The following is a 26,540-nucleotide window of genomic DNA, read 5'->3' as shown; positions in this document are numbered from 1 at the left end:
CGGAATTCCAGCGGCCAGGTGCCGCCGTGGTTAAGAAGTTTGGCGGTGTCAGGCGACCTTTCGCGTCGCCCCCGTCCCATCCAGGAAACCCATCAAGCGGCTGCGGATGATCTGTTCCGCCTCAGCCATGATCCGATCGATGAGTTCCTTGCAGGAGGGGATGTCATGGATCAACCCTGCAACCATGCCGCAACTCCAGGCGCCGGCGTCCATCTGCCCTTCCAGCATGATCTTGGGATAGACGCCCGCCACCTGGTCGTGGATGTCGTCGATCTTCAGCCTGTCGCCCTTCTCGCGCTCGATCTCGATGAGGCGGTCGACATTGGCGTTTCTCAGCACGCGCTCGGTGTTGCGCAAGCTGCGCATGATCAAACGGGTATCGAGCTCGGTGGCCGCGACCAGCGCGTTCTTCACGTTCTGATGCACCGGCGCCTCCTTGGTGGCGATGAAACGCGTGCCCATGTTCATGCCGGCTGCACCCAGCGACAATGCCGCGACCAGGCTGCGCCCGTCGGCCATGCCGCCGGAGGCGACGAACGGGATCTTCAATTCCTCCGCGGCGCGCGGCAGCAGGATCATGTTCGGAATGTCGTCCTCGCCGGGATGGCCGCCGCACTCGAAGCCGTCGACGCTGACGGCGTCGCAGCCGATGCGCTCGGCCTTCAGCGAGTGGCGGACCGAGGTGCATTTGTGGATGACCTTGATGCCGGCCGCCTTCAGTGCCGGCATGTACTGCTCAGGACTGCGGCCGGCGGTCTCCACCGCCTTGATGCCGCCCTCGACGATGGCGGCGATGTATTCCGGATAGGGAGGCGCCGCAAAGGTCGGCAGGAAGGTGAGGTTCACCCCGAACGGCTTGTCGGTCATGTCGCGGCAGCGCGCGATCTCCTTGGCGAGCAGCTCCGGCGTCTTCTGGGTGAGACCGGTGATGATGCCGAGCCCGCCGGCATTGGAGACGGCGGCGGCCAGCTCGGCAAAGCCGACGAAATGCATGCCGCCCTGGATGATGGGATGCTCGATGCCGAACAGCTCGGTGATCGCGGTCTTCACTTGGTTTCTCCTCCCGGAATTCGCCTGTGTTGAGCTTAGTCTAGCCGGACTTTTGCGACGCGGTCACCATTTCTCTCCGAAGGGACGGATTTCCATTTCAAAGGTCCAGGCACTCTTGGGCTGCCGGTAGAGCTGCCAATAGGCGTCCGCAACCGAGGACGGCGGCATCAAGAGATCGGGGTTATCAAGCGCATCGGGCCCGAGCGCCTCCAGCCGGCGCTGCCGCACCCATTCGGTGTCGACGCCGGAATCGATGATGAGATGGGCGACATGGATGTTCTTCGGGCCGAGCTCGCGCGCCATCGCCTGCGCCACTGCGCGCAGGCCGAACTTGGCACTGGCGAAGGCCGCAAAACCGCTGCCGCCGCGCAGTGAGGCGGTGGCGCCGGTGAAGAAGATGTTGCCGCCGCCGCGCGGCAGCATCAGCCGCGCCGCCTCGCGCCCCGCAAGGAAGCCGGAATAGCAGGCCATCTCCCACACTTTCCGAAACACGCGTTCGGTGGTGTCGAGAATCGGAAAATTGACGTTGGCGCCGACATTGAAGATGCAGACCTCGAGCGGCGCATGCTGGTCGGCGTCGTTGAGGAAGGAGATGACCTCTTCCTCCTTGCGCGCGTCGAGCGAGCGCCCATGGATCTCGCCGCCGGCGGCCTCGATGTCCTTCACCAGAGGCGCCAGCTTGTCGCCGTTGCGGCGGCCGGCGAAAACCGTGAAGCCTTCGGCTGCAAATTTCTTGGCGATCTCGGAGCCGATGAAATCGCCGGCCCCGATCACGGCCGCTGTCGCGTTTCGCTTGGGCAAGGTCGCCTCCTCCGGTGCGAGCGGTGCAATTGGGCGCGAAGCTATAGTTCTAAAATAGAACTGTCAAACTACGCCGCCGAATGATAGGCTTCTTTGCAAATTGCCTTGATCATTCAAGTCAGTTCCTTTTTCTGACTGACTAGCCTGCTCCGGAGACGGCATCATGAAATGGGACACGCTGGACGAAGAGCCCTGCTCGCTCTCCCGCACCATAGCCGTGGTCGGCGACCGCTGGACGCTGCTGATCCTGCGCGAATGCTTCTTGCGCGTGCGCCGGTTCGAGGGCTTTCAATCGTCGCTTCAGATCACGCGGCACCTGCTCTCGGAGCGGCTGAAGAAGCTGGTGCGGTTCGGCATCCTGCGTCGCGTCCCCTATTCCGAGGCGCCGAAGCGCTACGAATACATCCTCACGCAAAAGGGCCTCGACCTCTACCCGATCATCATGGCGATGGTGCATTGGGGCGACACCCACATGGGCGACGAGCGCGGCCGCCCGATGCTGCATCAGCACAAGAGCTGCGGCAAGCTGTTCGACCCAATCATGGTGTGCTCGGAATGCGGTGAGGCGCTGCACGCCAAACAGGTGCACGTGCATGCGGGGCCGGGGCAGCAGGCAGCGGCGGGGTGAGTTAAGGCCCCAAGCCTGCTCGCAAGCCCACGCCGCGCTCGTTTCGATAGTCTGGGAAAAAGCACCAGTCTCAGTGCGTCTTGGTCCTATGCCATTTCTCGAGATCGGGCTTCACCTCGTCCGATCCCTGCTCCTTTTCCGGGTTGCCCTTCCAGGGCTTGTCCGTCTGTCTGTGCGAACCCCAATCGCTCTGATCGCGGGGATCGTCGGTCGGCCGTTCCTTGCTCATCGGTTGATCCTTCTGCTACGCGAATGGGACGCCGTAATAGGCATTGATGCCGCGCACGGCCGCGTCATCGCTCCAGTTCCAGTCGGTCTTCTCGCCGTATTTCGGAGCACCTTCCAGATCCTTGGCCGTGATCGCGGTGATGTAGCCGCCCAGCTCGGTGTCGTATTTCAGGGATTGCCAGGGCAACGGATAATGATCATTGCCGAGGCCGAGGAATCCGCCGAAACCAAGCACCGCGTAGGAGACCTTGCCGCTGATCTTGTCGATCATCACCCGTTCGATCGAACCGATCTTGTTCCGATCGGCTCCGAACACCGATGTTCCCTCGACCTTGTCGCTTCCGATCAGCCGGCCCATTTCGTCGCGATCCAGTTCGCCCTGATTCAGCATCGTCATTCTCCACTCGGCCATATCTGAATCAATCGCGAGGGGGCGGCGATCGTTCCGGGCGCGTTCCCGGAGCTGGCCAGGAACATCGCAGGAAAGGAGCCGTTCTCTGAAGCTCACACGCTCGGCCAGGGTTCGCTCGATGTCCCAGACCGTCTTCGACTTCATCGTCCAGCGTCTGCATCACTGGGGCGCGCCCACATCTTTGGCTATCCCGGCGACGGCATCAACGGCGTGTTCGGCGCAATGAACCGGCGGGTGCTCGAGACGATCCTGCCCGGAAAGGAATGAGGTGAGCCATGAGCGACTTCCGCGATATCCAGCACGGCGTCAACGACCCCGTCGACGGCGTCGACGTGAAACACCACTTCAACGACGACACGACGCCGCATCAGCGCGCGCAGCGCCATGCCGACGTGCGGGCCGACGCCACGGCCAGCGCCGCCGAGCCGTTCCTGCCGGAGCGGCTGCGACGCAAGCCGACCGATCCGATCAATCCGCGCACCGGACGCAATCCCGCAGATTAGCCGTTAGGAACCTCGGCGCCCTGCGGCGTGTTGATCGGCGCAACAAGGCGCGGCATGAGGCCGCGCACCCGATTAGGAGAGACCACACATGAAACGTGCCGTCATCGCCCTTGCCTGCGTGCTGTTCGCGGGCCCTGCGCTCGCCCAATCGCTGGGCGAGAAGACCGGCGTCAATTCGGCGCTTGGCGTTGCGCCTTCCACCCCCGACTTCGTCAAGCAGGTCGCGATCAGCGACATGTTCGAGATCGAGTCGAGCAAGCTTGCCCAGCAGAAGGGCAATGCGCAGGAAAAGAGCTTTGCGCAGCAGATGATCACCGATCACACCAAGACCAGCACCGAGCTCAAGGGCCTGGTCGGCGAAAAGAAGATCCAGGCCACGCTTCCGACGCAGCTCGACAGCTCGCACCAGAGCAAGCTCGACAAGCTCAAGAGCGCGAACGGCAAGGACTTCAGCTCGGACTACAATTCCTATCAGGTCAGCGCCCATGAAGACGCCGTGTCGCTGTTCGAGCGTTACGCCAAGGGCGGCGACAATGCCGAGCTGAAGGACTGGGCCGGCAAGACGCTGCCCGCCCTGAAGCACCATCTCGACATGGCCAAGGAGCTCGGCAAGGCGCCGAGCGTCGGCCAGTCCACCAAGTAACGCATTGCTGAAGGACGCCGGCTTGCCCGGCGTCCTTTGCTTGGCACGTCGACCGTCTCCGCGCATTGAGCCTCGACCATCGCGGAGAGCATCATGTCGAACCACATCAAGACCCCACTGTCCCGCCGCCACGTCATGCACGCCGCGAGCGCAACGCTCGCAGCGGCCTCGCTGGCGTCCCAAGCGAAAGGAGAGAGCGCGATGGCCGAACACGCCTTGATCGATCCGGTCGGCCGCTATCCGAAGCCGCCGTTCAAGAAGCAGTCGCAGCCCTGGCCGGGCCTCGCCGGCCAGATGGAGCCGCGGCCCGACCATGGCGAGACCAGCTACAAGGGCTCCGGCCGGCTTGCCGGCCGCAAAGCCCTGATCACCGGCGGCGATTCCGGCATGGGCCGCGCCGCCGCGATTGCCTATGCCCGCGAAGGCGCCGATGTCGCCATCAACTATCTGCCGGCGGAAGAGCCCGACGCACGGGAAGTGATCGCGCTGATCGAGAAGGAAGGACGCATCGGACTTGCAATTCCCGGCGACCTCACGGACGAAGCCTTCTGCACCAAGCTGGTCGAGCAGGCGGTGCAAGGCCTCGGCGGCCTCGACATCATCGTCAATAACGCAGCGCGGCAGCAGACCCGCGCCTCCATCCTGGACGTTTCGTCGGAGGATTTCGACGCCACCATGAAGGCCAACATCTACGCGCCGTTCTGGATCACCAAGGCGGCGCTCCGGCATCTCAAGCCCGGCGCCTGCATCATCGGCACGACCTCCGAGCAGGCTTACGATCCCTCGCCGGATCTTTATGACTACGCGCAGACCAAGGCGGCGACGATGAACTACGTGAAGTCGCTGGCCAAGCAGCTCGCCTCCAAGGGCATCCGTGTCAACGGCGTCGCGCCGGGACCGATCTGGACGCCGCTCCAGGTGTCCGGCGGCGCCACGATGGAGAAGCTCGAAAAATTCGGCGGCATGACGCCGCTCGGCCGCCCCGGCCAGCCGGTCGAGCTCGCTTCGATCTACGTGCAGCTTGCCGCCGCCGACGCCAGCTATGCGACCGGCCAGGTCTACGGCGCTGCGGGTGGATCAGGCCAGCCTTAGCAGAGTTGGGAGCGAACGCTGGGATTCAGGAACCACCCTTGTCTCTCCGTTTCTACAGAACTGTCACGGAGGAAATTATCGCCGGTTGGTAGTTGAGGCGAAAGCTTCGCATCACCTCCCGCACCGCCCAGGCCGAGCGCATCGCGCCTTCCGCGAGGCGCCGCGGCATACTCCCTCGCATCGAGAAGCCATCCATCTGGAGACCCTCCCTGCCTGCCATGGAACCCGCGCCAAGTTGGTTCGTTGAGTAACCTACTCAACCTGCTCAATTTGTGTGGTGGACCATGAACGAGCTTCGCGCCGAGCGCCTTCAGGTCATGCTCTCGCCGGAGGAATTGGCCGCCCTTGACGATTTCCGGTTCAAGCACCGCATGCCGACGCGGGCGGCAGCGGTCCGCGAGCTTCTCAGGTTCGGACTGGCCGCCGCCGGCGTCGAGGCGGCGGCTGGTGTGAAGTCGAGCAGCTTCGGCGTATTGGGCCGGGGACCGGACGGGCATACCCACGGAGATCCGGAGGGCGGCACCGGGACTGAGCCGTAGAAGCCGGCCACAAGCAAACGACCCCGGCACGGTGGGTGCCAGGGCCGTCCTTGGAGATTGCTTCCGGCGCACCGGGGGCATGCCAACCGGAAGCAACCTGTCGACTCCATGCACGGGGATTCGTTCCCCGCGCGAAAGCTCGGTCTAGCCGCTAGGCGCACCGCCGGAATCATCCGGCGTCATGCCGGAGCCCGGCGTCTTGCTGTTGTCGTTCAACTTCGGATCACGCGTCGCTTCCCGCGAGGGGGACCCTTTCGGATCCGCCTTGTGCACGGACTGTGCACGTTGCTTGTCGCGGGGCTGCTCCTCGGCGCGCTCGTCCTTGACGATGCCGTGGTCGGAATGGGCCATGTGTGCCTTCGCCTCTCATGATGTCTCGAAGCGCTTACGCACTACGGGGCCGAATGTTCCGGCGGGGCGCTAGCTGCGCGTCGCATGGACCGCGGCCGATGCATTCTCCATATGCACCTGGCGCACCGTCGTCACCGTCGCGAACGCGACCGAGACGCCAAAGGCGAAGACGAGTGAAAGCAGAGCCAGACGTGGAGCCATCGCAAAACCTCCTTCTGGAATGAAGACCAACGCGATTGACTATTCCCAGTCATGCCGGATGGGCCGCTCGCATTCCGTGCGCAATCTCACACGGGATTTACCAAGCGGAGAATGCTCACGCATCTGGTTGTTGCGGGAAGCGAGCGGCAACGGGCGGAACCTCGCCATCCAGCCAATCCTGCTCGTGGGCCAGCGCAGTCCAGGCGTCCGCCATGCGCGAATAGCGCTTGTGCGCAGGTTGTCCTTCGGCGCGCTCAGCGAGCTGAAGACAATTGTCGGCGTTATCTCTGAAGATGTCAGACTGTTTCATGGGAAAGACGTGGGGACGGAACTCCCGGGCTGCAATGCCCTTACCGCATCGTAACGTTCGGGGAACTTCGCCCGCCATCCGCGATTGATATCGATGCGAGTTCTCGTCGCCATCATGATGGCATTGATCAGCACCATTGCGCTTGCCGACAGCACCGGTGAACGCAAGCCGCTCGACCGCCCGCCGAGCGCCACCGACGTCATCACCGGCCTCTACAATTTCAGCCGCTTCCAGCAAGGTCTGCTGGAGAGCACCGATTTGAAGGGCAACGCCGAGGTCAAGAACCTCGCCGCCCTGCGCGCCGAGGAAGCGGCCAAACGCGACAGGGCGCTGAAGCAGATTCAGGAGACGATCGGCGCCGAGCCCCGCGTCGGCAAAACGGAATCCGTCGCCGCCAGCCTGATCGAGCCCGAAACCTCGGACGGACCAACTTACGTCCGCAGCTTCTATGCCTCGCAGATTCCCGAATATGAATCGGCCATCACGCTGCTCGAAAGCTATCTGAAGGCGCCTGACAACGCTGCGCTCGCGGCCTTCGCGCGCGAGCAGCTTCCGTTACTGCGCGCGCAGGTCAAGGATGCCGAGCGGACCATGGCGGACAAGTAGCCGCCTTATTTCCTTATTTGTTGTTCGGATGATGCTGCTGGCTCTCCGGCCGCACGGTGCGGTTGCTTTCCGGCATCTTGTCCCGGCCCGCATCGCCATTGTCGTCCTTGCCGCCCGAAGATGAGGTCCCGCTTCCGCTGGGATTGGAGCGGCTCGCCCTCCCCGTGGTCGGTGAATCCGCCTTTGGGTTGGCCGAGCTGGCGGCAGGGTCGCCAGTCACCGCCCCGCGACCGCTGGGGGCGCCGCCCTGGGCCAAGGCCGCCCCGGCAAGCAACATGACGATCAGCGCGGCAAGACCTGCTTTCATGTCCATTCTCCCTCTTTGCGCGGGCTAACCGCGAGGCGCGGCGCTCCGTTCCGAAGGAGGCGCTGAGGGACCGGTGGGACGGCAGGGTGCCGGCGTCGTTTCTTTCAATCCCGTGTGGAACCAATTCAGCGGATTGCGGTTATTAGCATCGGGCTGAGCAAGACAGGTTCCATTTCCTCGCGCCGCAACCTTGGCGCTTGATTTCGAATTTGGCTGACGCTCTATTTTGACCAATCGCGTCTTGCCGTGGATTCGGCCGACGCCTGCGGGGGAAAATTGTATGAGCGACCTCGATCCCGGAACTGCATCACGCTCCGGTCGTCGCGTCCCAAAGCCAAAAACCAACGGTACGTCTGATCCGGATTCCCGGGCCGAATTGCTGCAGGCCCTGCAGGCCATGCGCAGCGGCGATTTCTCGGTGCGCATGAGCGGCGACTACCTCGGCATCGACGGCAAGATCGCCGACACCTTTAACGAAATCATCGCCGCCAACCAGCGCATGGCGCAGCAGCTCGAGCTGGTTGGCCAGGTGGTCGGCCGCGAAGGCAAGACCCGGCAGCGCGTGAAATTCGGCCTCGCCTCGGGGTCCTGGGCCGACATGGAAGGGTCCGTCAACACGCTGATCGACGATTTGCTGTGGCCGACGCGCGAGGTGACGCGCGCGGTCGCTGCCGTCGCGCAAGGAGACCTGCTCCAGACCGTCAAGCTCGACGTCGACGGCCGTCCGCTCCGCGGCGAGTTCCTGCAATCGGCGACCATCGTCAACACCATGATCAAGCAGCTCGGCGTGTTCACCTCCGAGGTGACGCGCGTGGCGCGCGAGGTCGGCACCGAAGGCAAGCTCGGCGGCCAGGCTCAGGTGCCGGAGGTGACCGGCGTCTGGAAGGACCTTACCGAGAGCGTCAACTCGATGGCGAACAACCTGACCAACCAGGTTCGCAACATCGCCGAGGTGACGATCGCGGTCGCCAACGGCGACCTCTCCAAGAAGATCACGGTCGACGTCCGCGGCGAGATCCTGCAGCTCAAGGAAGCCATCAACACGATGGTGGACCAGCTCCGCTCTTTCGCCTCCGAAGTGACGCGCGTGGCGCGCGAGGTCGGCACCGACGGCAAGCTCGGCGGCCAGGCCATCGTGCCCGGCGTCGCCGGCACCTGGAAGGATCTGACCGACTCCGTCAACGCGATGTGCGGCAATTTGACCGCGCAGGTCCGCAACATCGCCAACGTCACCACCGCCGTGGCGCGCGGCGACCTGTCGCGCAAGATCACGGTGGACGTGCGGGGCGAGATCCTGGAGCTGAAGGACACCATCAACACCATGGTGGACCAGCTCAACTCGTTCGCTTCGGAAGTGACGCGCGTGGCGCGCGAGGTCGGCACCGAAGGCAAGCTCGGCGGCCAGGCCCAGGTGCCCGGCGTCGCCGGCACCTGGAAGGACCTCACCGACAACGTCAACTTCATGGCCTCAAACCTGACCGCGCAGGTCCGCAACATCGCCGACGTCGCCACGGCCATCGCGAGCGGCGACCTCTCGAAGAAGATCACGGTGAACGTCTCGGGCGAGATCCTTCAGCTGAAGGAGACGCTCAACACCATGGTCGACCAGCTCAACGCCTTCGCCGGTGAAGTGACGCGCGTGGCGCGCGAGGTCGGCACCGAAGGTCGCCTCGGCGGACAGGCCAACGTGCTCGGCGTCGCCGGCACCTGGAAGGACCTCACCGAGAGCGTCAACTCGATGGCCTCGAACCTGACCGCGCAGGTCCGCAACATCGCCGAGGTGACGACCGCGGTCGCCGGCGGCGATCTGTCGAAGAAGATCACGGTCGACGTGCGCGGCGAGATCCTGGAGCTGAAGGACACCATCAACACCATGGTGGACCAGCTCAACGCCTTCGCCGGCGAAGTGACGCGCGTCGCCCGCGAGGTCGGCACCGAAGGCAAGCTCGGCGGCCAGGCGGTGGTGCGCGGCGTCGGCGGTACCTGGAAAGATCTCACTGACAGCGTCAACTCGATGGCCTCGAACCTGACCGGCCAGGTCCGCAACATCGCCGAGGTCGCGACCGCGGTCGCCAAGGGCGATTTGTCGAAGAAGATCACGGTGAACGTGTCGGGCGAAATCCTTCAGCTGAAGGAAACCCTGAACACGATGGTCGACCAGCTCAACGCTTTCGCCGGCGAAGTGACGCGCGTCGCCCGCGAGGTCGGCACCGACGGCAAGCTCGGCGGCCAGGCCGGCGTGCCCGGCGTCGCCGGCACCTGGAAGGACTTGACCGATTCCGTGAACTCGATGGCGGGCAACCTCACCGCCCAGGTCCGCAACATCGCCGAGGTCGCGACTGCGATCGCGGGCGGCGACCTGTCGCGCAAGATCACCGTGGACGTGCGCGGCGAGATCCTTCAGCTCAAGGATACGCTGAACACGATGGTCGACCAGCTCAACCGCTTCGCGGGCGAGGTGACGCGCGTGGCGCGCGAGGTCGGCACCGAAGGCCGCCTCGGCGGTCAGGCCAACGTGCCCGGCGTCGCCGGCACCTGGAAGGACCTCACCGACAGCGTCAACTCGATGGCGGGCAACCTCACCGCCCAGGTCCGCAACATCGCCGAGGTGACCACCGCCGTGGCGCGCGGCGACTTGTCGCGCAAGATCACCGTCGACGTGAAGGGCGAGATCCTCGAGCTCAAGAACACCATCAACACCATGGTGGACCAGCTCAACGGCTTTGCCGGCGAAGTGACGCGCGTGGCGCGCGAGGTCGGCACCGAAGGCAAGCTCGGCGGCCAGGCCGAGGTGCCCGGCGTCGCCGGCACCTGGAAGGACCTCACCGACAACGTCAACTTCATGGCCTCGAACCTCACCGCCCAGGTCCGCAACATCGCCGAGGTCGCGACCGCGATCGCCGGCGGCGACCTGTCGAAGAAGATCACGGTGGACGTGCGCGGCGAGATCCTGCTGCTCAAGGACACCTTGAACACGATGGTCGAGCAGCTCCGCTCCTTCGCCGCCGAAGTCACGCGCGTGGCGCGCGAGGTCGGCACCGAGGGCCGGCTCGGCGGTCAGGCCGTCGTCCCCGGCGTCGGCGGCACCTGGAAGGACCTCACCGACAACGTCAACCTCCTGGCCGCGAACCTCACCACCCAGGTCCGCAACATCGCCGAAGTGACCACGGCGGTCGCGCGCGGCGACCTCTCCCGCAAGATCACCGTCGACGTCAAGGGCGAAATCCTCGAACTGAAGAACACCATCAACACCATGGTGGACCAGCTCAACGCCTTCGCCGGCGAAGTGACGCGCGTCGCGCGCGAGGTCGGCACCGAAGGCAAGCTCGGCGGCCAGGCCCAGGTGCCCGGCGTCGCCGGCACCTGGAAGGACCTCACCGACACCGTGAACTTCATGGCGGCCAACCTCACCGAGCAGGTGCGCGGCATCGTCAAGGTCGTCACGGCCGTTGCCAACGGCGATCTGAAGCAGAACCTCACCGTCAAATCGAAGGGCGAAGTCGCGGCCCTCGCCGACACCATCAACAACATGACCGAGACGCTCGCGACCTTCGCCGACCAGGTGACTTCGGTGGCGCGCGAGGTCGGCGTCGAAGGCCGGCTCGGCGGTCAGGCCAACGTGCCGGGCGCCGCCGGCACGTGGAAGGACCTCACCGGCAACGTCAACCTGCTCGCCGCCAACCTCACCTCGCAGGTGCGCGCGATCGCCGAGGTCGCGACCGCCGTTACCAAGGGCGACCTGACGCGGTCGATCCAGGTCGACGCCCGCGGCGAGGTGGCCGAGCTGAAAGACAACATCAACACGATGATCACGAATCTCCGTCTCACGACGGACGTGAACACCGAGCAAGACTGGCTGAAGACCAATCTGGCGAAATTCACCAACATGCTGCAGGGCCAGCGCGACCTCACCACCGTCGGCCGGCTGCTGCTCACCGAGCTGTCGCCGCTGGTGAACGCGCATACCGGCGTGATCTACCAGGTCGAGAGCGAGGACAATCCGCAGCTGTTGCTGCTGGCTTCCTACGCCAGCGACGGCATCTATCCGTATCCGCGCGTGCTGCAATTCGGCGAAGGCCTGATCGGCCAATGCGCGCTCGACAAGCGGCCGCGCGTCGTCGGCGAAATTCCGTCCGACGTGGTGCCGATCAACTCGGCGCTGTTCCGCGTCGCGCCGAAGAACCTCGTCGTGCTGCCGGTGCTGTTCGAAGGCCAGGTCAAGGCTGTGATCGAGCTCGCCTCGCTCGTCTCCTTCACGACCTCGCAGATGACGTTCCTGGAGCAGCTTACCGACTCCATCGGCATCGTGCTCAATTCGATCGAAGCGACGATGCAGACCGAAGGCCTGCTCAAGCAGTCGCAGCAGCTCGCCGGCGAGCTTCAGACCCAGCAGCGCGAATTGCAGCAGACCAACGACCAGCTCGAGCAGAAGGCGCAGCAGCTTGCCGAGCGCAACGTCGAGGTCGAACGCAAGAACCAGGAGATCGAGCAGGCCCGCCGCGCGCTGGAGGAGAAGGCGACCGAGCTCGCGCTGACCTCGAAGTACAAGTCCGAGTTCCTCGCCAATATGAGCCACGAGCTGCGCACGCCACTGAACTCGATCCTGATCCTGGGACAGCAACTTACCGACAATCCGGACGGCAACCTCTCGGCCAAGCAGGTCGAATTCGCCCGCACCATCCACGGCGCCGGCACCGACCTGCTCAATCTCATCAGCGACATTCTGGATCTGTCCAAGATCGAATCCGGCACGGTGACGGTTGACGCCGAGGAAATCCTGACCGCGAACCTGCTCGAGACCGTCGGACGGCCGTTCCGGCACGAGGCGGACAACCGCAATCTGTCGTTCAAGATCGACGTCGACCCGAACCTTCCGCGCAGCATCGTCACCGACTCCAAGCGGCTGCAGCAGGTGCTGAAGAACCTGCTCTCCAACGCCTTCAAGTTCACCGCCGAAGGCGAGGTGCGCCTGAAGGTCACCGGTGCCGTCGGCGGCTGGGGAACGGATCACCCGGTGCTGAACTCGGCACCGGCCGTGATCGCGTTCGAAGTGTCCGATACCGGCATCGGCATTCCCGTGGAGAAGCAGAAGCTGATCTTCGAGGCGTTCCAGCAGGCCGACGCCGGCACCAGCCGCAAATACGGCGGCACCGGCCTCGGACTTGCGATCAGCCGCGAACTTGCGAGCCTGCTCGGCGGCGAGATCCATCTGCGCAGCTCGCCGGGCAAGGGCTCCTCATTCACACTCTATCTGCCGCTCAAATATTCCGGCCCGACGCTGGCGCCGCGCGCGGCGCCTGCGCCGCAGCAACACAGCCAGCCGCCGGCGCTACAGACGGCCGCGCCCGACCAGCCGCGCGTCATCGAGCAGCTTCCCGACGACCGGCTCAGCATCGAGCCCGGCGACACCATCCTCCTGATCGTCGAGGACGATCCGCACTACGCCCGCGTGCTGGTCGATCTGGCCCGCGACAAGGGCTTCAAGGTGCTTGTCGCCGCCCGCGGCGCGGAGGCGCTCGAGCTCGCCAAGCAATACCAGCCGAGAGCCGTCTCGCTCGACGTGTTCCTGCCCGACATGCTCGGCTGGACGGTGCTGAGCCAGCTCAAGCACAATCCGCTGACCCGCCACATCCCCGTGCAGATCATCACGCTGGACGAGGACCGCCAGCACGCGCTGGCGTGGCGCGTTCTCCTTCGTCAACAAGCCGACGACGACCGAAGGCGTTTCCGCGGCACTGGCTCAGATCAAGGAATATGCACGTCCCAGGCGCAAGCGTCTCTTGATCGTCGAGGACAACGAGGCCGAGCAGCTCTCGATCCGCGAGCTGCTGCATCACGACGACATCGAGATCGTCACGACGGACACCGGTGCCGGTGCGCTCTCGACGCTGCGCGAGACGCCCTGCGACTGCGTGGTGCTCGACCTCCGCCTGCCCGACATGAGCGGCTTCGAGGTGCTGGACGAGATCCGCAATGACGAGACGCTGTCGAACGTTCCGGTCGTCGTCTTCACCGGCCGCGAGCTTTCGGCCGAGGAGGACGCGGAACTCCACACCATGGCGCGCAGCATCGTGGTCAAGGGCGTGGAATCGCCGGAACGGCTGCTCGACGAAACCGCACTGTTCCTGCACCGCGTTATCACCGAACTTCCGATCGAGAAGCAGCGTATGCTGGAGAAGCTGAACAGTTCCGACGAGGACCTGATCGGCAAGACCGCCCTGCTCGTCGACGACGACGCCCGCAACATCTTCGCGCTGTCGAGCGTGCTGGAACGGCGCGGCATGAAAGTGCTGACGGCCACGACCGGCAGCGAGGCGGTGACGCTCGTCGAATCCAATCCGGAAATCGCCATAGTGCTGATGGACATCATGATGCCGCAGATGGATGGCTATCAGACCATCGGCGTCATTCGCGAAAACCCGGCTTTCGCCCGCCTTCCGATCATCGCGCTGACCGCCAAGGCGATGAAGGGTGACCGCGAGAAGTGCCTGGAGGCCGGCGCGTCCGACTACCTCGCCAAACCCGTCAACACCGATCAATTGCTGCTTGCGATCCGCATGTGGCTGCACCGCTGAGTTGGATCCACGTATGGACCACGAAAAGGTCAACATCCTCCTCGTCGACGACCAGCCCGCCAAGCTGCTCGCCTATGAGGTGATCTTGAAGGATCTCGGCGAGAACCTCGTGATCGCCTCCTCGGGGCGCGAGGCGCTGGAGGTCCTGCTCAAGACCGAGATCGCGGTGATCCTCGTCGACGTCTGCATGCCCGAGCTCGACGGCTTCGAGCTCGCCGCGATGATCCGCGAGCATCCACGCTTCCAGAAGACCGCGATGATCTTCATCTCCGCCATCCAGGTCAGCGACATCGACCGGTTGCGCGGCTACGAGATGGGCGCGGTCGACTACGTGCCGGTCCCGGTCGTGCCGGAAGTCCTGCGCGCCAAGATCAAGGTGTTTGCCGAGCTCTACCGCAAGACCCGCGAGCTCGAACGGCTGAACCAGGAGCTTGAGGATCGCGTCCGCGCCCGCACGGCGGAACTGGAGAACTCCACGGCGAAGCTGCGCGAGAGCGAACAACGACGCAGCATGGCGATCGCAGCCGGCAAGATGGGATCCTGGGATTGGGACTGGATCAGCGGCGACTGGATGTGGGACGAAGGGCAGTATCGCATCTTCGGCGTCAGCCCCGAGAGCTTCGAGGTCAACCCGGCCAACGTTCAAGCGCTGCTGCATCCGGACGACGTCGATCAGCTGCGCAAGGCGATCGCCGAGTTCAACAGAGGCACGCGGGCCTACGAGACCGAGTTCCGCATCATGCGGCCGGACGGAGAAGTACGCTGGTGCGTCGGCACGGCGGCGGCAACGGTGGACGACAGCGGTCGCGTCGTCCGCGTCAGCGGCGTCACCGTGGATATCACCGAACGCAAGCGTGCCGAGGAACGGCAGAACCTGCTGGCGCGGGAGGTCGATCATCGCGCCAAGAACGCGCTGGCCCTGGCGCAGTCGATCGTTCGTCTGACCCGGGCCGACGAGGTCAAGGCCTATGTCAACGCCGTCGAGGGACGGATCAATGCGCTGGCGCGCGTGCACACCATCCTGTCGCTGTCGAGCTGGCAGGGTGCCGAGCTCTCCAGGCTGATCGACGAGGAGCTCGCGCCCTACTCGCTCGGCGGCCAGATCATATTGGCAGGTCCGGAGGTCCAGTTGCTGCCGACCACGGCCCAGACGCTGGCGCTCGCCCTGCACGAGCTCTTCACCAACTCGGCCAAATACGGCGCCCTCTCGACCAGGTCGGGACGGCTCACGATCGGCTGGCAGGTCGAGGACCAATTGCTGACGCTGAGCTGGGAGGAATCGGGCGGTCCGCTCGTCATGCCTCCGAAATCGCGCGGCTTCGGCACGCGGAGCCTGCTGGCGAGCGTCGAGTCACAGCTCGGCGGACAAGCGCGGTTCGATTGGCGCGCCGAGGGCCTGTTGTGCCGCCTGGAGGTGCCGTTGACCCGCAAGACGGGGGCGACGGCCCCATCCGGGAAGTTCGAGGACGCCGGCTCCGCCGAATTGCAGCGCGCATCCGGTTAGCGAATGGCGACCGGTTCGCCTCGAGTGGATACGCCAAGGCGATAAGCGAGTGCGTCCGTTCCGTTTCAGACGGAGCGGAAAAAGCATCAGCCGGACGCGGCGCTCGTCATGCGTCGCGCCATTCGCGGGTCGCGCGCAACCCGCCCCTCGAGCCAGGCTTCCGTCTGGGCGAGATCGCGCAATGCCCTGGCATAGCGGCGCGCCGCGCTTCGCTCCGCCCCGCGTGGCAGCTTGCGGGCCTTGTGAAGGATGTCCGCCGCTGCGTTACGATAGGCCAGCGAGCGGTAGAGAAAGACCACCTTACCCATATCGATGTTCCCGTTTTGCTGAGCCTCATCCTCGCAAGCCCAGCATGAACGTCGGATGAAGCCGGCCGGTGACAATTCCTTCATTCGTCTGGAACCAGCGAATTGTCGCCCGCGTTGCATGCCAAATCGGGATACAGTTCCCATGCGCACAAAAAAGTCGTCAGACCTGATTTCTGCGACCGGCCTCATCAAGCTGATGACGCACGCATTGATGGGCGCCGCCCTCGGCCTCGTCTTCAGTCTCGCGCTGATCCTGTGCAATCCCGCCGTCGCCAGCCTGCTCGCCAATGGCGGAAGCCAGACCGTGATCGTCTTCGCACTCACATTGGTGACGACCTTCGCGATCGGCGCGACACTCACCGGCGTCGTGTTCATCATCGTCGAGGACAAGCAATCCTGAAACGCGCGTGAGGCGCGGCGCCTCCCCCACGATGTCAGCGCCGTGGGGCCGCTCGCTCGGCCTTACCGATTGTCTTCACGAGACGAAGGCGCACCCGGTCGTGGACGTCGGGCAGGACATCGCTGCCGCCGGCCGCCTTCCACTCGCCGATCAGCAAGGTGATCTTTCGGCGTAGATCCAGCTGCGCCAGCGCGTGTTCGGCGCAATCGCGATCCCCGTTGATGCGATCCCGCACGGACGCCTCGACATCGGCCATCTCCAGCCTCAAGGCGCTGATTTTACGTCGGATTTCATTAATTCTGTTGTCCATGGCTTGTTAGAACAAAATAAGAACATATAGTCAAGCCACGATTTGGATACGGAGACGCCGGATGCAGGTTCAAGGTAAATACGACGCCAGGATCTTTCTCGCCGAGCAGATGACCCGGGCGCAGGGGCTGAGGCTGAAGCGGTTGAGCGAAGAGGCCTATCAGCCCGCACAATATGCGCGCGATCTGTCCTTCACCGAGGCCGCGCGGCGCATCCAGGTGCTGGAAGCCGAGATCGAGCTGGCGAACTCCTTCTAGGGGTCCACCTGGCTAGGGGCGTGCCTGGCCCTGGCCTGCTGTTTCGGAACCATGGTGGGTCCGGATGGTTTTCCTGAGCCAACGGAGAATCATGCATGGCACGCAAGGCAAAGAAACGCCGCTACTCACCCAGCTCCGGCAGCGAGGTCGAAAGCGAGATGCGGCGCTACAAGAAGGGCACCGCCAAGAGCGGCCGCAAAGGCCGTGGCGGGCGCGTGAAGAGCCGCAAGCAGGCGATCGCGATCGGGCTGTCGAAGGCGCGCAAGAAGGGCAAGAAGGTCCCGAAGAAAGCTGCCAAGAAGACGTCGTCCAAGAAGCGGACGACCAAGAAGACAGCCAAGAAATCGTCGAAGAAATCGTCGAAGCGCAAATCCAGCAAGCGTTGACGCTGTCCTGTCTCAGATCATGCTGCCCGGCATGAAGCAGCGGATCGAGACCCCGAACGCGGTCTTCACCGGCCACACCATGGTGCGGCCGGCGCGGTTCGGCTCGGTGATGACGGCTTCATCCGGCACGTCGATCCACTCGCCGTCGAGACGCACGCGATAACGCCCGTTGTGCGATTCCCAATCGGGATCAGCGACGGCAAATCCGTCGGCGTCCGAGCAGCACGGACCGAGGTGGCTGCGCAGGCTGTCGAACCACGGCTTGAGCGGCGAGTTCGCGTAGCGGCCGTCGTCACGACCGAGCGCGGCTCCATCCCAGAGCACGAACGGCGCCGCAAGCAGCGCACCCCTCAGCGAGAGCTTCAATCGATCCATGTCGGCACCGATCAAATCCGAACCACCGGCAGTTCCACAAAGCGGCCGGAGGTGCGAAGTTACGCTTGCAACCCGTTCGCGGCGTCATTGCCGCGGCGGGCAAGTTCGAAGTGTGATGGGCGAACACGGCTTTTTCATATGAACCGGGTCACCATCCCTGCCGTTAACGAGAATGTTATCGAGTGGCGTCGCAAATCCTGACGGTGGACGAAAAAGGCGGCCCGAGGGCCGCCTTCTTGATGTCTGCCGATAGCTGTTCGCCTCAGGCGAGCGGCACCGCGACGAACCTCGTCGCCTCGGCGCTTCTGACCTGCAACAGCACGCTGCGCTTGCCGGACGATTTGGCCTCCGCCAGCTCGGAGCGGACATCGCCGACATTGGCCACGGCCTTGCCGCCGACGTTGAGGATGACGTCGCCGGTCTGGATGCCGCGCTGCGCCGCCGGCCCTTGCGGATCGACCTCGGTGACGACAACGCCCTTCTGACCGGCGCCCTGGACCTCAGCGGCGGGGGCCAGGCCGAGCCCGAGACGTGGCGTGCCGGCGCTCGGCTGCTCTCTGCCCTCGCGGGCGCCGCGATTTGCGTTGGCCTGCCGCTCGTTCGGCAACTCGCCGAGGGCGAGCGTCAACGTCTTGGTCGTGCCGTTGTGGAAGACGTCGAGCTTCACCGAGCTGCCCGGGGCCAGAGTGGCGATGGTGCGGGCGAGGTCGCGGGAGTCCTTGATCGCGGTGCCGTTGACGGCGGTGATGACGTCACCCGCGGCGATGCCGGCCTTCGCCGCCGGGCTGCCGTCCTGCGGATTGTCGACGATGGCGCCGCGCGCCTCCTTCAGGCCGAGGCTGTCGGCGATGTCGGCCGTCACCGGCTGCACCTGCACGCCGAGCCAGCCGCGGGTGACCGCGCCCTTGTCCTTCAGCTGCGCGACGACGAGCTTTGCGGTCGAGGCCGGAATGTCGAAGCCGATGCCGACCGAGCCGCCGGAGGGCGAGAAGATCGCGGTGTTCACGCCGATCACGTTGCCGTTCATGTCGAAGGCCGGGCCCCCGGAATTGCCCTTGTTGATGGGCGCGTCGATCTGGATGAAGTCGTCATAGGGACCGTTGCCGATGTCGCGGCCGCTGGCCGAGACGATGCCGGCGGTCACGGTACCGCCGAGACCGAAGGGATTGCCGACCGCGACCACCCAGTCGCCAATGCGCGGCTTCTGGTCGGAGAATGTGACGAACGGAAAGTCCCTTTTGCCGTCGACCTTGATCAGCGCGAGATCCGTCTTCGGGTCGGTGCCGACGACCTTCGCGGTATAGCTGGTGCCGTCATCCATCGTCACCTGCACCGAGGCGGCGTGGTCGACGACGTGGTTGTTGGTCACGGCATAGCCGTCGGCGGAGATGAAGAAGCCGGAGCCTTCGCCGGTGATCATCTGATGGCGCTGGCGCGGCATGCCGTTCGGCTCGCCCGGGAAGCGGAAGCCGAACTGCCGCGAGAACTGGTCGAACGGCGTCTCCCCGTCGGATTCCATCCGGTTCTGTTGCAGCATGGCGCTCTTGTCGTTGTCCTGGTCGATCCTGACCCGCACCGAGATGACGGCCGGCTTGACCTTGCTGACGAGGTCGCCGAAGCCCGGCGGCGTCGCGGCGGTCTCGGCGGCCTGGGCCGGCGCGACGAAGGAGATCGGGCCGAACTTTGAGGCGCCGGGTGAAGCCGCCAGCACAGCCACGCCGAGCGCGGCCACGGTGCCGAGCAGCGCGAGCCGGCGCGGCCTCAAAATCTTGCGGGAAGTCGGGGTGTCGGAATTGGCGCGATCGTTCATGTCGGAATGTCCATGTTGGAAAGGTGTCGCCTTGCGTCCAACATGGACATCGTCACCTTACGGCGTCCCGTCCATCCGATTAAATCTTGGCAAAGAACGAGCGATGGCTGCGGCGAGGTCGTCCCGCGCATTTGATGCACCTCAACGCGGGTCCGCCGGGCAGTGAAAGACTGCGGCCACCGGATGATGTCCATCGGAGGCACCCCATGTACAAAGACATTCTCGTCCACATTCCCACCGAACGCCCCATGCGTGCCGCGATCGATGGCTCGGTTTCGCTCGCGGCGCAGTTCAACGCCCATCTCGACGCGGTCGCAGTCGGCTATGTCGCGACAAGTGCGGCTTACGTGATGGAGGGCGGCGCCGCGGTGGCGGCCGTGTTCGAACTGGAACGCGAGCGCGCCGTGGAGCGGGCCGAGGCCGCGCTCTCAGTCTTCGAGATCGAAGCGGCGAACGCCGGCGTCTCTTACGCCTGCCGCCCGCTCGGCGCGATCCCGGCGGACGCAGCCGGCGCGATCGGCGAGATGGCGCGACTGCACGACCTCAGCGTCGTGCTGCAGCCCGATCCGGCGCAAGGTTCGTTCGACAACGACATTCCGGGCGAGATCCTGTTCCAGTCGGGCGGCCCGGTGCTGTTCCTGCCTTACACGTTCCATGGAGCGTTCAAGGCGGGGCGGATCGGCATCTGCTGGGACGGCAGCCGCGTCGCCGCCCGCGCCGTGCACGACGCAGCACCGTTCCTGGCGCGCGCCGATGAGATCGTGATCATCACCATCAACGAGTCGAACGCGGTCTCCGACGAAGCTTCAGCGAGCAACCTGGCAAAGCATCTCGGCCGGCGTGGACTGTCGACCCGCACGGTCGGCCTGTCGGCGACGCGCGCCGACATCCAGCCGACCATCCTGTCGCTCGCGGCCGACGAGGGGCTCGATCTCCTGGTGATGGGCGGCTACGGCCATTCGCGACTGCAGGAACGCGTTCTCGGCGGCGTTACCCGCGCCATGCTGGAAGCCATGACGGTCCCGACGCTGATGTCGCACTGAGACGACAGGCGCCGTCACGCCGCGACCGGGGTCTCCCATGTCGCGGGCCTTGCGGCGCCCTCGTCGCTTTGCACGTTGCAGGCGTCGAAATGCGCCTTGAGCTCGACCTCGGCGAGATGTTCGAAATGTTCGGCCTGGCCGAGGAGTTCCCAGTTCTGAAGCGGCCGGTAGGCTGCCTGCTGACGACAGAGGGACGCCAGCGCCCGGTAGCGACGTACGTTCTCCATGAGACCCTCCCTCGCATTTGCACAGCTTATTGCCCTCATTTGCGTCAGGCCGATGGCGGTTGTGCAAAAGATTTGCTGGGCGCACCGCGCGCCTGGCCTCGGCTCGCTGGGAGGAAATATATATCCGGGCCAAAGTTCCAAACTGTGCCGGCTGACGCCCGGAACCGCATCGCGGGACCTAACGGCTAGAGCATGATCCGGAAAAGTCGAGGCGGTTCTCCGAAGCGATCATCCTTAAATAACGATCTCAAGCGCGATGCCGTCGCGCTTTAGGCGTAGTGCCGGCGCTCCACGGTCATTCCGACCAGGTCGAGATAGCGTTCGATCAGGTCGGGTCGGCCGACCAGATAGCCCTGCATCTCCTCGCAGGCCTCGCGCGCCAGGAAGGCACGCTGCGCTTCCGTCTCCACCCCCTCTGCAATGACCGGCATGTTCAGGGCGTGCGCGAGGCTCAGGACCGCGCGGACGATCTCGGCCGATTGCGGCGAGGCGTCCAGATTAGAGATGAAACCGCGATCGATCTTGATCTTGTCGAACGGGAACGACTGGAGATAGGACAGCGAGGAATAGCCGGTGCCGAAATCGTCCATCGCGATGCGGATGCCGAGCGCCTTCAGCCGCCGCAGCAGGTGGAGCGCGCCGGTGAAATCGCCGATCAGCACCCCCTCGGTGATCTCGACCTCGAGCCGTGTCGGCGTCAGCCCCGTCTCCAGCAGGATCTGGTGAATCGAACGCTCGAGATCGCCGGCCCGAAACTGGACCGGCGACAGATTGACCGCGACCTGTAGCGGCCGCGGCCAGGACGCCGCCTCGCGGCACGCTTCGCGCAAGACCCATTCGCCGATCTCGACGATCAGCCCGTTCTCCTCGGCAAGCGGAATGAACCGGTCCGGCGGCACGAAGCCGCGCGTCGGATGATTCCAGCGCAGCAGGGCCTCGAAGCCGATGACCTCGCCATCGATCCGCGCCTGCGGCTGGAAGTAGACCAGGAACTGGTTCTGCTCCAGCGCCTGCCGCAGATCGTGCTGCAACAGCCTGCTGTCGCGCAGCTCCTGGTCCATCTCGGATTCGAAGAAGCGGACCCGCCCCCTGCCCTCGCGCTTGGCACGATGGAGGGCTGAATCGGCGTTGGCGAGCAGCGTGGCGGCATTGACGCCGTCGTCCGGATAGAACGCAATGCCGACGCTGAGACCGACGGGGAGGAGATAATCGTCGACCTCGAGCTCCTTGCCGATCGTCTCGACCAGCCGTTCGGCGAGCGCCTGAACGTCCTCTCGGCTGACGTGGTCGGGCATCAGGATCATGAACTCGTCGCCGCCGATACGGGCGACGAAGGCGTCGTCGGCCTCCGCGGCGAGCCGGTCCGCCGCCGCCCGCATCAGCATGTCGCCGACGGGATGGCCGAACACGTCGTTGACCTCCTTGAAGCGGTCGAGGTCGAGGCTGAGCACGGCAAAGCTGGTCGCCGCCTCCTGGGCCAGCTCCAGTCGCTCGCCGAGCGCGGCGTTGAAGGCGCTGCGGTTCGGCAGGTCGGTCAACGCGTCATGGTGCGCAAGATGGCTGATCCGCGCCTCGTTCGTGATCCTCTCGGTAACGTCTTCGATCACGCCGACCAGATATTGCGGCGCGCCTCCACCGTCCCTGATCAGCAGCTTGCGCGAATTGACGAGACGATCGCGGCCCTTGACGCCGACATCGAGCAGATGTCCCTCCAGGATCATCGGTGTGCCGCCATCGACGACGCGGCGATCCTGCTCGTGGACGACGCGGGCGACATTCTCCGGAAAGATCTCGGCCGGAGTCTTGCCCAGCATCTCCTCGCGCGGCACTCCGTAATATTCTTCGCCGGCGCGGTTGAGCAGAATGTAGCGGGAGTCCTTCGCATCCTTGGCGAATACCGCGATCGGGATGTTCTCGATGATGCTGTCGAGGAATTCGCGCGCCCGCAGCAGATCCTGTTCGGCGCGTTTATGCGTCTGCTCGAGCTCCTCGATCATCAGCTTGATCGCCCGGTCGGTGCGGCGGCGATCGCGGTCGCTTTCCTCATAGGCCGCGCTGACGAGTTCACCGAGCCTGGTCAGATCGACCTGTCCGGATTCGTCCGTCGCCTGGCGGATCTGTCTTGCGAGCAACCGATGCGTGGTCAAGCTGCCGCCTCCCCGATGACGGTGACCGTCATGGTCTGGTTGTGCAGTTCGCAGCGGCCGGACGCGGCCGGCGGGGCGAACTCGCCGTAGGAGTAGAATCCGATCCGGACGACGTCCTCGCCGAGTTCGGCGGCAACGGCATCCAGCTCGTCCTGCGTGCGCTGTCCCATCACCCTGCGGCGGCCGGTGCAGCTCACCAGGATGGCGAGCTTGTCGCCGTCGACCCCGTCCGACAGTGCGCTGCGCGCCTGCCTGCCCGCCTCGCCCGCGCCGGCGGCGAGACTGTCGAAATTGGCGCGCATCAATTGCGCGGTGCATCCTTGCGGTATGTCGGCGGCGAAGGTCAGGGTACGGGCATCGCGGTCCACCGCGAACACCGAGCGCACGATCTGCCGGTCCGGCTCAGCCTCGTCGTGAATGCGCAAGGGGAATGCCAGACCCGAACCCGGCATCGCCTCGGCCTCCTCCTCGCCGAGATAGCGGGTGTAGAGGTCTAGCGACGGCTCGCCGTCGAGCTCCACGACCACCGATCCCAGCGCCTTCGTGACCTTGCGGCGGGGACCGAACACATCCCAGCCGCCGGCGCAGCCATGCGCGAAGCGGAACGCGGCGCCGTAGAATGCGATTGCGGCGACGCGGTTCGGCGACGGCTCCGCGTCGGCTCCGACGATCGTCTGTTCAAATCGGGCTCCATCGCCGGCGAGCCCGCCGGTGGCGGGCAAATCCGGCCCCAGGACTTCAGTGAGTCCGGCAAGCAGCTCGCCCCCGTTCACCGCCAGTCCGTCCGACAGGACGAACAAGCCCGCCAAATCCGCCGCCAAAACCTCGCGGGCAAGGCGCGCGCCGCAGGTCCGCGACGCATCGCGAGTTTCGACGACGTCCTGCACCAGCCGGACCTGCGTGTGCGCGAAGCGCAAGGCGACCGCGACCACTTCATCATCGCAGATGTCGTCGCCATGGATTTGTCCGCCGGTGCTGCAACCGACGATATGGCTATCGGGATAGAGATCGCGCAGCTCGCGATAACGTTCGCCGTCCAGCAGCCGCTCACGGCTGCCGAAATAAAGCACGAGCTGGGCAGGCTCGCGCAGGGCCTCCGCTCCGCGCCAGCCATGGGCAGCATTCCAGTGACGATATTGAATCTGCATCCCACGCCCTCTGCAGTCCTTGAACCACAGATTGTGAGGCGGCGCATTGTGTCGCCGTTAATCGCATGCGGACTTCGACACCGGTGGTTACTCCGGCATGAAAGTGTTGCAGACTCGTGCCAAATTCTCCGTAAGACTCCGGGAAGTTCCGAGACCGAACCGTCGACGCCTCGACGCCATGGTGAGGCGCCCGTAATCTACCGGGTGCGCGCGCTTTCGCCGAGACGCGTCGGCTGCACGGCGTGATCCCGCAGTTTCGGAACCCTTCCCGTCTCGGCGGCGATGCGAATGGCCTGGATATTTGCGGCATAGTCGGCAACGCTCTTGCCGCGAAACACCGCGGAACCCGCCACCAGCGTATCGGCGCCCGCCGCCGCCACGGCAGCGGCATTGTCGCGCGTGATACCGCCGTCGACCTCCAGCCGGATCGGCCGGTCGCCGATCATGGCCTTGATCCGCTCGATCTTCCCGAGCTGGGATTGAAGGAACGACTGGCCGCCAAATCCCGGATTGACCGTCATCACCAGCACGAGATCGACCCGATCGAGCACGTAGGCGATGGCGCTCTCGGGCGTCGCCGGACACAGGCTGACGCCGGCCTTCTTGCCAAGCGCACGGATCGCCTGGAGTGAGCGATCGAGATGCGGGCCGGCCTCGGCGTGCACCGTGATGACATCCGCTCCGGCCTTGGCGAACGCTTCGAGATATGGGTCGACAGGCGCGATCATGAGATGCACGTCGAAGATCTTTTTCGTCGCCGGCCGGATCGCCTTGATAACATCGGCGCCAAAGCTGATGTTCGGCACGAAGTGTCCATCCATGACGTCGCAATGGATCCAGTCGGCGCCGGCCGTGTCGATTGCCGCGACCTCCTCGCCGAGACGCGCGAAATCCGCAGCCAGGATCGAAGGAGCGATGACGATCTCTCCGGTCATGGCTTGGCACTCCGCGCTTCAGTGCCGCCGCTGAAGACGCGGCTCGCCAGGACGTCCAGGGGATCGATGGTTTCGAGATCGGCGACATCGAGCATGCGGTCGAGATCGGACACCAGGCGATCGGCCTGGCGCAGCCGGATGCGGTCGACGGCGTTGCGGATCGAGCGTGCATTGGAGAAGAACGGCTGGGTCCGGCGCAGCGCGATGTATCTCTCGAACGCCTCGCGCGCCGGCGCCGAGAAGCGATAACCCCGCTCCTTCAGCATCAGCTCGGCAATGACGAGCAGCTCGGCCTCGGCATAGTCGGGGAATTCGATGTGGTGGGCGATGCGCGAGCGGAAGCCGGGATTGGAGGCGAAGAAGCTCGTCATGCGCTCGCCGTAGCCGGCGAGGATCACGACGAGGTCCTCGCGCTGGTTCTCCATCACCTGGAGCAGGATCTCGATGGCTTCCTGACCGTAGTCGCGCTCGTTGTCGGGCCGATGCAGGTAATAGGCTTCGTCGATGAACAGCACGCCGCCCATCGCCTTCTTCAGGATCTCCTTGGTCTTCGGCGCGGTGTGGCCGATATATTGACCGACGAGATCGTCGCGCGTCACGGAAATCACCTGCCCGCGCCGCACGAAGCCGAGACCGTGCAGGATCTTGGCCATGCGCAGCGCCACCGTGGTCTTGCCGGTGCCGGGATTGCCGGTGAACGACATGTGCAGCGTCGGCGGTGCGGACGCCAGCCCCGCACGCTGCCGGATCCGCTCGATCAGCAGCAGTGACGCGATCTGGCGCACGCGGCTCTTGACGGGCTTCAATCCGATCAGCTCCCGATCGAGCTGTTGCAGCGTCTCGGTGATGCCGGCCGCTTCGGCCTCCTTGCGGAGATCGAAATGGGTCTCGCCGGTCTCGGTCGTGGCTGCGTGGGGAACATCCAGCATGGCTGCCTCGAAGAAAGGAGCTTCGCCGCGGGGGAGCGGCGAAGCAGTGGTCCGCCAAGGATACGGAGCAGGGAGAGCTCCGCGCGGAGGAGAACGGTTATTGAGCGGCGTGGGCGGGCGGCTTGCGTACCGTCGTGTAACGGATCGCGCGGCCGCCGACTTCCTGCCGCACCAGCTCGAATTCGGCTTCCTTCGGTGGCCGGTTGACGAGGAAGGAGATCCGGACCGATTCCCAGCCATGGCTGGAATCGAAGCCGCTGATGCGGATGTAGCGGTCGCCGTACACCCTGCGGCATTCGGCGAGCTCCATCATCACGCCGGCGGCGTCCTGAAGGTCGAACATCGGCAATCCCCACATCTCCCAATAGGTGTTGCGGGGATGCGGATCGTCGGTGAACTCGATGTTCACCGCCCAACCCTTGGTCAGGCAGTATTGCACCTGCTTGGTGATCTGATCGTCGGTGAGATCGGGCAGGAACGAGAAGCAGCCTTGAGTCAGCTTCATGTCAAATCTCC

The 26,540-nt window shown here is 64.8% G+C and carries 29 protein-coding genes and 1 pseudogene; 12 read left to right on the top strand and 18 right to left on the bottom strand.

All coding sequences use genetic code 11. The annotated features are described in order from the left end of the window. Nucleotides 1-48: 48 nt before the first annotated feature. Complete coding sequence (locus tag WI560_RS07525; RefSeq protein ID WP_375307486.1) at nt 49-1,050, bottom strand: NAD(P)H-dependent flavin oxidoreductase; 1,002 nt, start codon at nt 1,048-1,050, stop codon at nt 49-51. A 63-nt stretch (nt 1,051-1,113) separates the two neighbouring features. Continuing rightward, complete coding sequence (locus WI560_RS07520) at nt 1,114-1,851, bottom strand: SDR family oxidoreductase (RefSeq protein ID WP_375307485.1); 738 nt, start codon at nt 1,849-1,851, stop codon at nt 1,114-1,116. A 163-nt stretch (nt 1,852-2,014) separates the two neighbouring features. On the opposite strand from WI560_RS07520, the gene WI560_RS07515 reads away from it, so the two are divergent. Next, entirely contained in the window at nt 2,015-2,479 is a 465-nt protein-coding gene (locus WI560_RS07515; protein WP_375307484.1) for a winged helix-turn-helix transcriptional regulator, read from the top strand. Nucleotides 2,480-2,549: 70 nt separating this feature from the next. Here WI560_RS07515 and WI560_RS07510 read toward each other — a convergent pair whose 3' ends face one another. Together WI560_RS07510 and WI560_RS07505 are read right to left on the bottom strand one after the other, a co-directional pair. Then, nucleotides 2,550-2,708: a hypothetical protein gene (locus WI560_RS07510; protein WP_375307483.1), complete on the bottom strand. Its 159-nt coding sequence runs from the start codon at nt 2,706-2,708 to the stop codon at nt 2,550-2,552. Between the two features lie 15 nt (nt 2,709-2,723). Further along, nucleotides 2,724-3,098 carry a PRC-barrel domain-containing protein gene (locus WI560_RS07505; protein ID WP_028134985.1) on the bottom strand — a complete coding sequence of 125 codons (375 nt, stop codon included), beginning with the start codon at nt 3,096-3,098 and terminating at the stop codon, nt 2,724-2,726. 296 nt (nt 3,099-3,394) lie between these two features. Here WI560_RS07505 and WI560_RS07500 point away from each other — a divergent pair, with 296 nt between their 5' ends. The 4 genes from WI560_RS07500 to WI560_RS07485 all read left to right on the top strand — a co-directional run bounded on the left by WI560_RS07500 (nt 3,395) and on the right by WI560_RS07485 (nt 5,896). Continuing rightward, nucleotides 3,395-3,622, top strand: a complete 228-nt coding sequence (locus WI560_RS07500; protein ID WP_375307482.1) for a hypothetical protein — start codon at nt 3,395-3,397, stop codon at nt 3,620-3,622. An 88-nt stretch (nt 3,623-3,710) separates the two neighbouring features. Beyond that, entirely contained in the window at nt 3,711-4,265 is a 555-nt protein-coding gene (locus WI560_RS07495) for a DUF4142 domain-containing protein (RefSeq protein WP_375307481.1), read from the top strand. 201 nt (nt 4,266-4,466) lie between these two features. After that, nucleotides 4,467-5,357, top strand: coding sequence for an SDR family oxidoreductase (locus tag WI560_RS07490; RefSeq protein WP_375308791.1), 891 nt, complete (start codon nt 4,467-4,469; stop codon nt 5,355-5,357). 284 nt (nt 5,358-5,641) lie between these two features. Beyond that, complete coding sequence (locus WI560_RS07485) at nt 5,642-5,896, top strand: hypothetical protein (protein WP_375307480.1); 255 nt, start codon at nt 5,642-5,644, stop codon at nt 5,894-5,896. A gap of 144 nt (nt 5,897-6,040) precedes the next feature. Here WI560_RS07485 and WI560_RS07480 read toward each other — a convergent pair whose 3' ends face one another. The 3 genes from WI560_RS07480 to WI560_RS07470 form a co-directional block, all read right to left on the bottom strand. Beyond that, nucleotides 6,041-6,247, bottom strand: coding sequence for a hypothetical protein (locus tag WI560_RS07480; RefSeq protein WP_257177092.1), 207 nt, complete (start codon nt 6,245-6,247; stop codon nt 6,041-6,043). 69 nt (nt 6,248-6,316) lie between these two features. After that, nucleotides 6,317-6,448, bottom strand: coding sequence for a hypothetical protein (locus WI560_RS07475; protein WP_375307479.1), 132 nt, complete (start codon nt 6,446-6,448; stop codon nt 6,317-6,319). Nucleotides 6,449-6,563: 115 nt separating this feature from the next. Further along, nucleotides 6,564-6,758, bottom strand: coding sequence for a hypothetical protein (locus WI560_RS07470; RefSeq protein ID WP_028134975.1), 195 nt, complete (start codon nt 6,756-6,758; stop codon nt 6,564-6,566). Between the two features lie 93 nt (nt 6,759-6,851). On the opposite strand from WI560_RS07470, the gene WI560_RS07465 reads away from it, so the two are divergent. Next, complete coding sequence (locus tag WI560_RS07465) at nt 6,852-7,364, top strand: DUF4142 domain-containing protein (protein WP_375307478.1); 513 nt, start codon at nt 6,852-6,854, stop codon at nt 7,362-7,364. A gap of 13 nt (nt 7,365-7,377) precedes the next feature. Here the strand turns inward: WI560_RS07465 and WI560_RS07460 are convergent, their stop codons facing one another. Beyond that, nucleotides 7,378-7,671 carry a hypothetical protein gene (locus WI560_RS07460; protein ID WP_375307477.1) on the bottom strand — a complete coding sequence of 98 codons (294 nt, stop codon included), beginning with the start codon at nt 7,669-7,671 and terminating at the stop codon, nt 7,378-7,380. A 280-nt stretch (nt 7,672-7,951) separates the two neighbouring features. Between WI560_RS07460 and WI560_RS07455 the strand changes: the two are divergent. Both WI560_RS07455 and WI560_RS07450 read left to right on the top strand, forming a co-directional pair. Then, nucleotides 7,952-14,246 (top strand): annotated as a pseudogene (locus WI560_RS07455) (HAMP domain-containing protein). Nucleotides 14,247-14,259: 13 nt separating this feature from the next. After that, the gene (locus WI560_RS07450) at nt 14,260-15,750 is read left to right on the top strand and encodes an HWE histidine kinase domain-containing protein (RefSeq protein ID WP_375307476.1); all 1,491 of its coding nucleotides are present in this window, start codon (nt 14,260-14,262) and stop codon (nt 15,748-15,750) included. Between the two features lie 86 nt (nt 15,751-15,836). Here WI560_RS07450 and WI560_RS07445 read toward each other — a convergent pair whose 3' ends face one another. Further along, nucleotides 15,837-16,142, bottom strand: a complete 306-nt coding sequence (locus WI560_RS07445; protein ID WP_375307475.1) for a hypothetical protein — start codon at nt 16,140-16,142, stop codon at nt 15,837-15,839. A 58-nt stretch (nt 16,143-16,200) separates the two neighbouring features. Between WI560_RS07445 and WI560_RS07440 the strand changes: the two genes are divergently transcribed. Continuing rightward, nucleotides 16,201-16,458 (top strand): hypothetical protein, encoded by a 258-nt coding sequence (locus tag WI560_RS07440; protein WP_375307474.1) that lies wholly within the window; start codon nt 16,201-16,203, stop codon nt 16,456-16,458. 34 nt (nt 16,459-16,492) lie between these two features. Here WI560_RS07440 and WI560_RS07435 read toward each other — a convergent pair whose 3' ends face one another. Then, on the bottom strand, nt 16,493-16,714 hold the full coding sequence (locus WI560_RS07435) for a hypothetical protein (RefSeq protein ID WP_375307473.1): 222 nt from the start codon (nt 16,712-16,714) through the stop codon (nt 16,493-16,495). A 115-nt stretch (nt 16,715-16,829) separates the two neighbouring features. On the opposite strand from WI560_RS07435, the gene WI560_RS07430 reads away from it, so the two are divergent. Then, the gene (locus tag WI560_RS07430) at nt 16,830-17,024 is read left to right on the top strand and encodes a DUF3072 domain-containing protein (protein ID WP_028134967.1); all 195 of its coding nucleotides are present in this window, start codon (nt 16,830-16,832) and stop codon (nt 17,022-17,024) included. Between the two features lie 95 nt (nt 17,025-17,119). Next, nucleotides 17,120-17,410 carry a DUF6496 domain-containing protein gene (locus WI560_RS07425; protein WP_375307472.1) on the top strand — a complete coding sequence of 97 codons (291 nt, stop codon included), beginning with the start codon at nt 17,120-17,122 and terminating at the stop codon, nt 17,408-17,410. 12 nt (nt 17,411-17,422) lie between these two features. Here WI560_RS07425 and WI560_RS07420 read toward each other — a convergent pair whose 3' ends face one another. Further along, nucleotides 17,423-17,785 (bottom strand): hypothetical protein, encoded by a 363-nt coding sequence (locus WI560_RS07420; RefSeq protein ID WP_028134965.1) that lies wholly within the window; start codon nt 17,783-17,785, stop codon nt 17,423-17,425. 262 nt (nt 17,786-18,047) lie between these two features. After that, on the bottom strand, nt 18,048-19,595 hold the full coding sequence (locus WI560_RS07415; protein WP_375307471.1) for a Do family serine endopeptidase: 1,548 nt from the start codon (nt 19,593-19,595) through the stop codon (nt 18,048-18,050). Nucleotides 19,596-19,801: 206 nt separating this feature from the next. On the opposite strand from WI560_RS07415, the gene WI560_RS07410 reads away from it, so the two are divergent. Further along, entirely contained in the window at nt 19,802-20,638 is an 837-nt protein-coding gene (locus WI560_RS07410) for a universal stress protein (RefSeq protein WP_257193302.1), read from the top strand. Nucleotides 20,639-20,652: 14 nt separating this feature from the next. Here the strand turns inward: WI560_RS07410 and WI560_RS07405 are convergent, their stop codons facing one another. From WI560_RS07405 to WI560_RS07380, 6 genes are all read right to left on the bottom strand, one after another. Then, entirely contained in the window at nt 20,653-20,865 is a 213-nt protein-coding gene (locus tag WI560_RS07405; RefSeq protein WP_375307470.1) for a hypothetical protein, read from the bottom strand. A gap of 269 nt (nt 20,866-21,134) precedes the next feature. Beyond that, nucleotides 21,135-23,012 (bottom strand): putative bifunctional diguanylate cyclase/phosphodiesterase, encoded by a 1,878-nt coding sequence (locus WI560_RS07400; RefSeq protein ID WP_375307469.1) that lies wholly within the window; start codon nt 23,010-23,012, stop codon nt 21,135-21,137. Next, nucleotides 23,009-24,160, bottom strand: a complete 1,152-nt coding sequence (locus WI560_RS07395; protein WP_375307468.1) for an FIST signal transduction protein — start codon at nt 24,158-24,160, stop codon at nt 23,009-23,011. Before WI560_RS07395 ends, WI560_RS07400 begins: the two co-directional genes overlap by 4 nt. A gap of 197 nt (nt 24,161-24,357) precedes the next feature. Beyond that, nucleotides 24,358-25,095, bottom strand: a complete 738-nt coding sequence (rpe, locus tag WI560_RS07390) for a ribulose-phosphate 3-epimerase (protein ID WP_375307467.1) — start codon at nt 25,093-25,095, stop codon at nt 24,358-24,360. Beyond that, nucleotides 25,092-26,024 (bottom strand): CbbX protein, encoded by a 933-nt coding sequence (cbbX, locus tag WI560_RS07385; protein ID WP_375307466.1) that lies wholly within the window; start codon nt 26,022-26,024, stop codon nt 25,092-25,094. Before cbbX ends, rpe begins: the two co-directional genes overlap by 4 nt. Before the next feature lie 97 nt (nt 26,025-26,121). Next, on the bottom strand, nt 26,122-26,529 hold the full coding sequence (locus WI560_RS07380; RefSeq protein WP_028134957.1) for a ribulose bisphosphate carboxylase small subunit: 408 nt from the start codon (nt 26,527-26,529) through the stop codon (nt 26,122-26,124). Between the last annotated feature and the right edge of the window lie 11 nt (nt 26,530-26,540).

Origin of the sequence: Bradyrhizobium sp. A11 (assembly GCF_042077125.1) — a bacterium.
In the GTDB taxonomy this organism is placed as follows: Bacteria; Pseudomonadota; Alphaproteobacteria; order Rhizobiales; family Xanthobacteraceae; genus Bradyrhizobium; species Bradyrhizobium japonicum_B.
The sequence above is the reverse complement of the archived record's forward strand: the minus strand, read 5'-3'. Positions and strand labels throughout refer to the sequence as shown.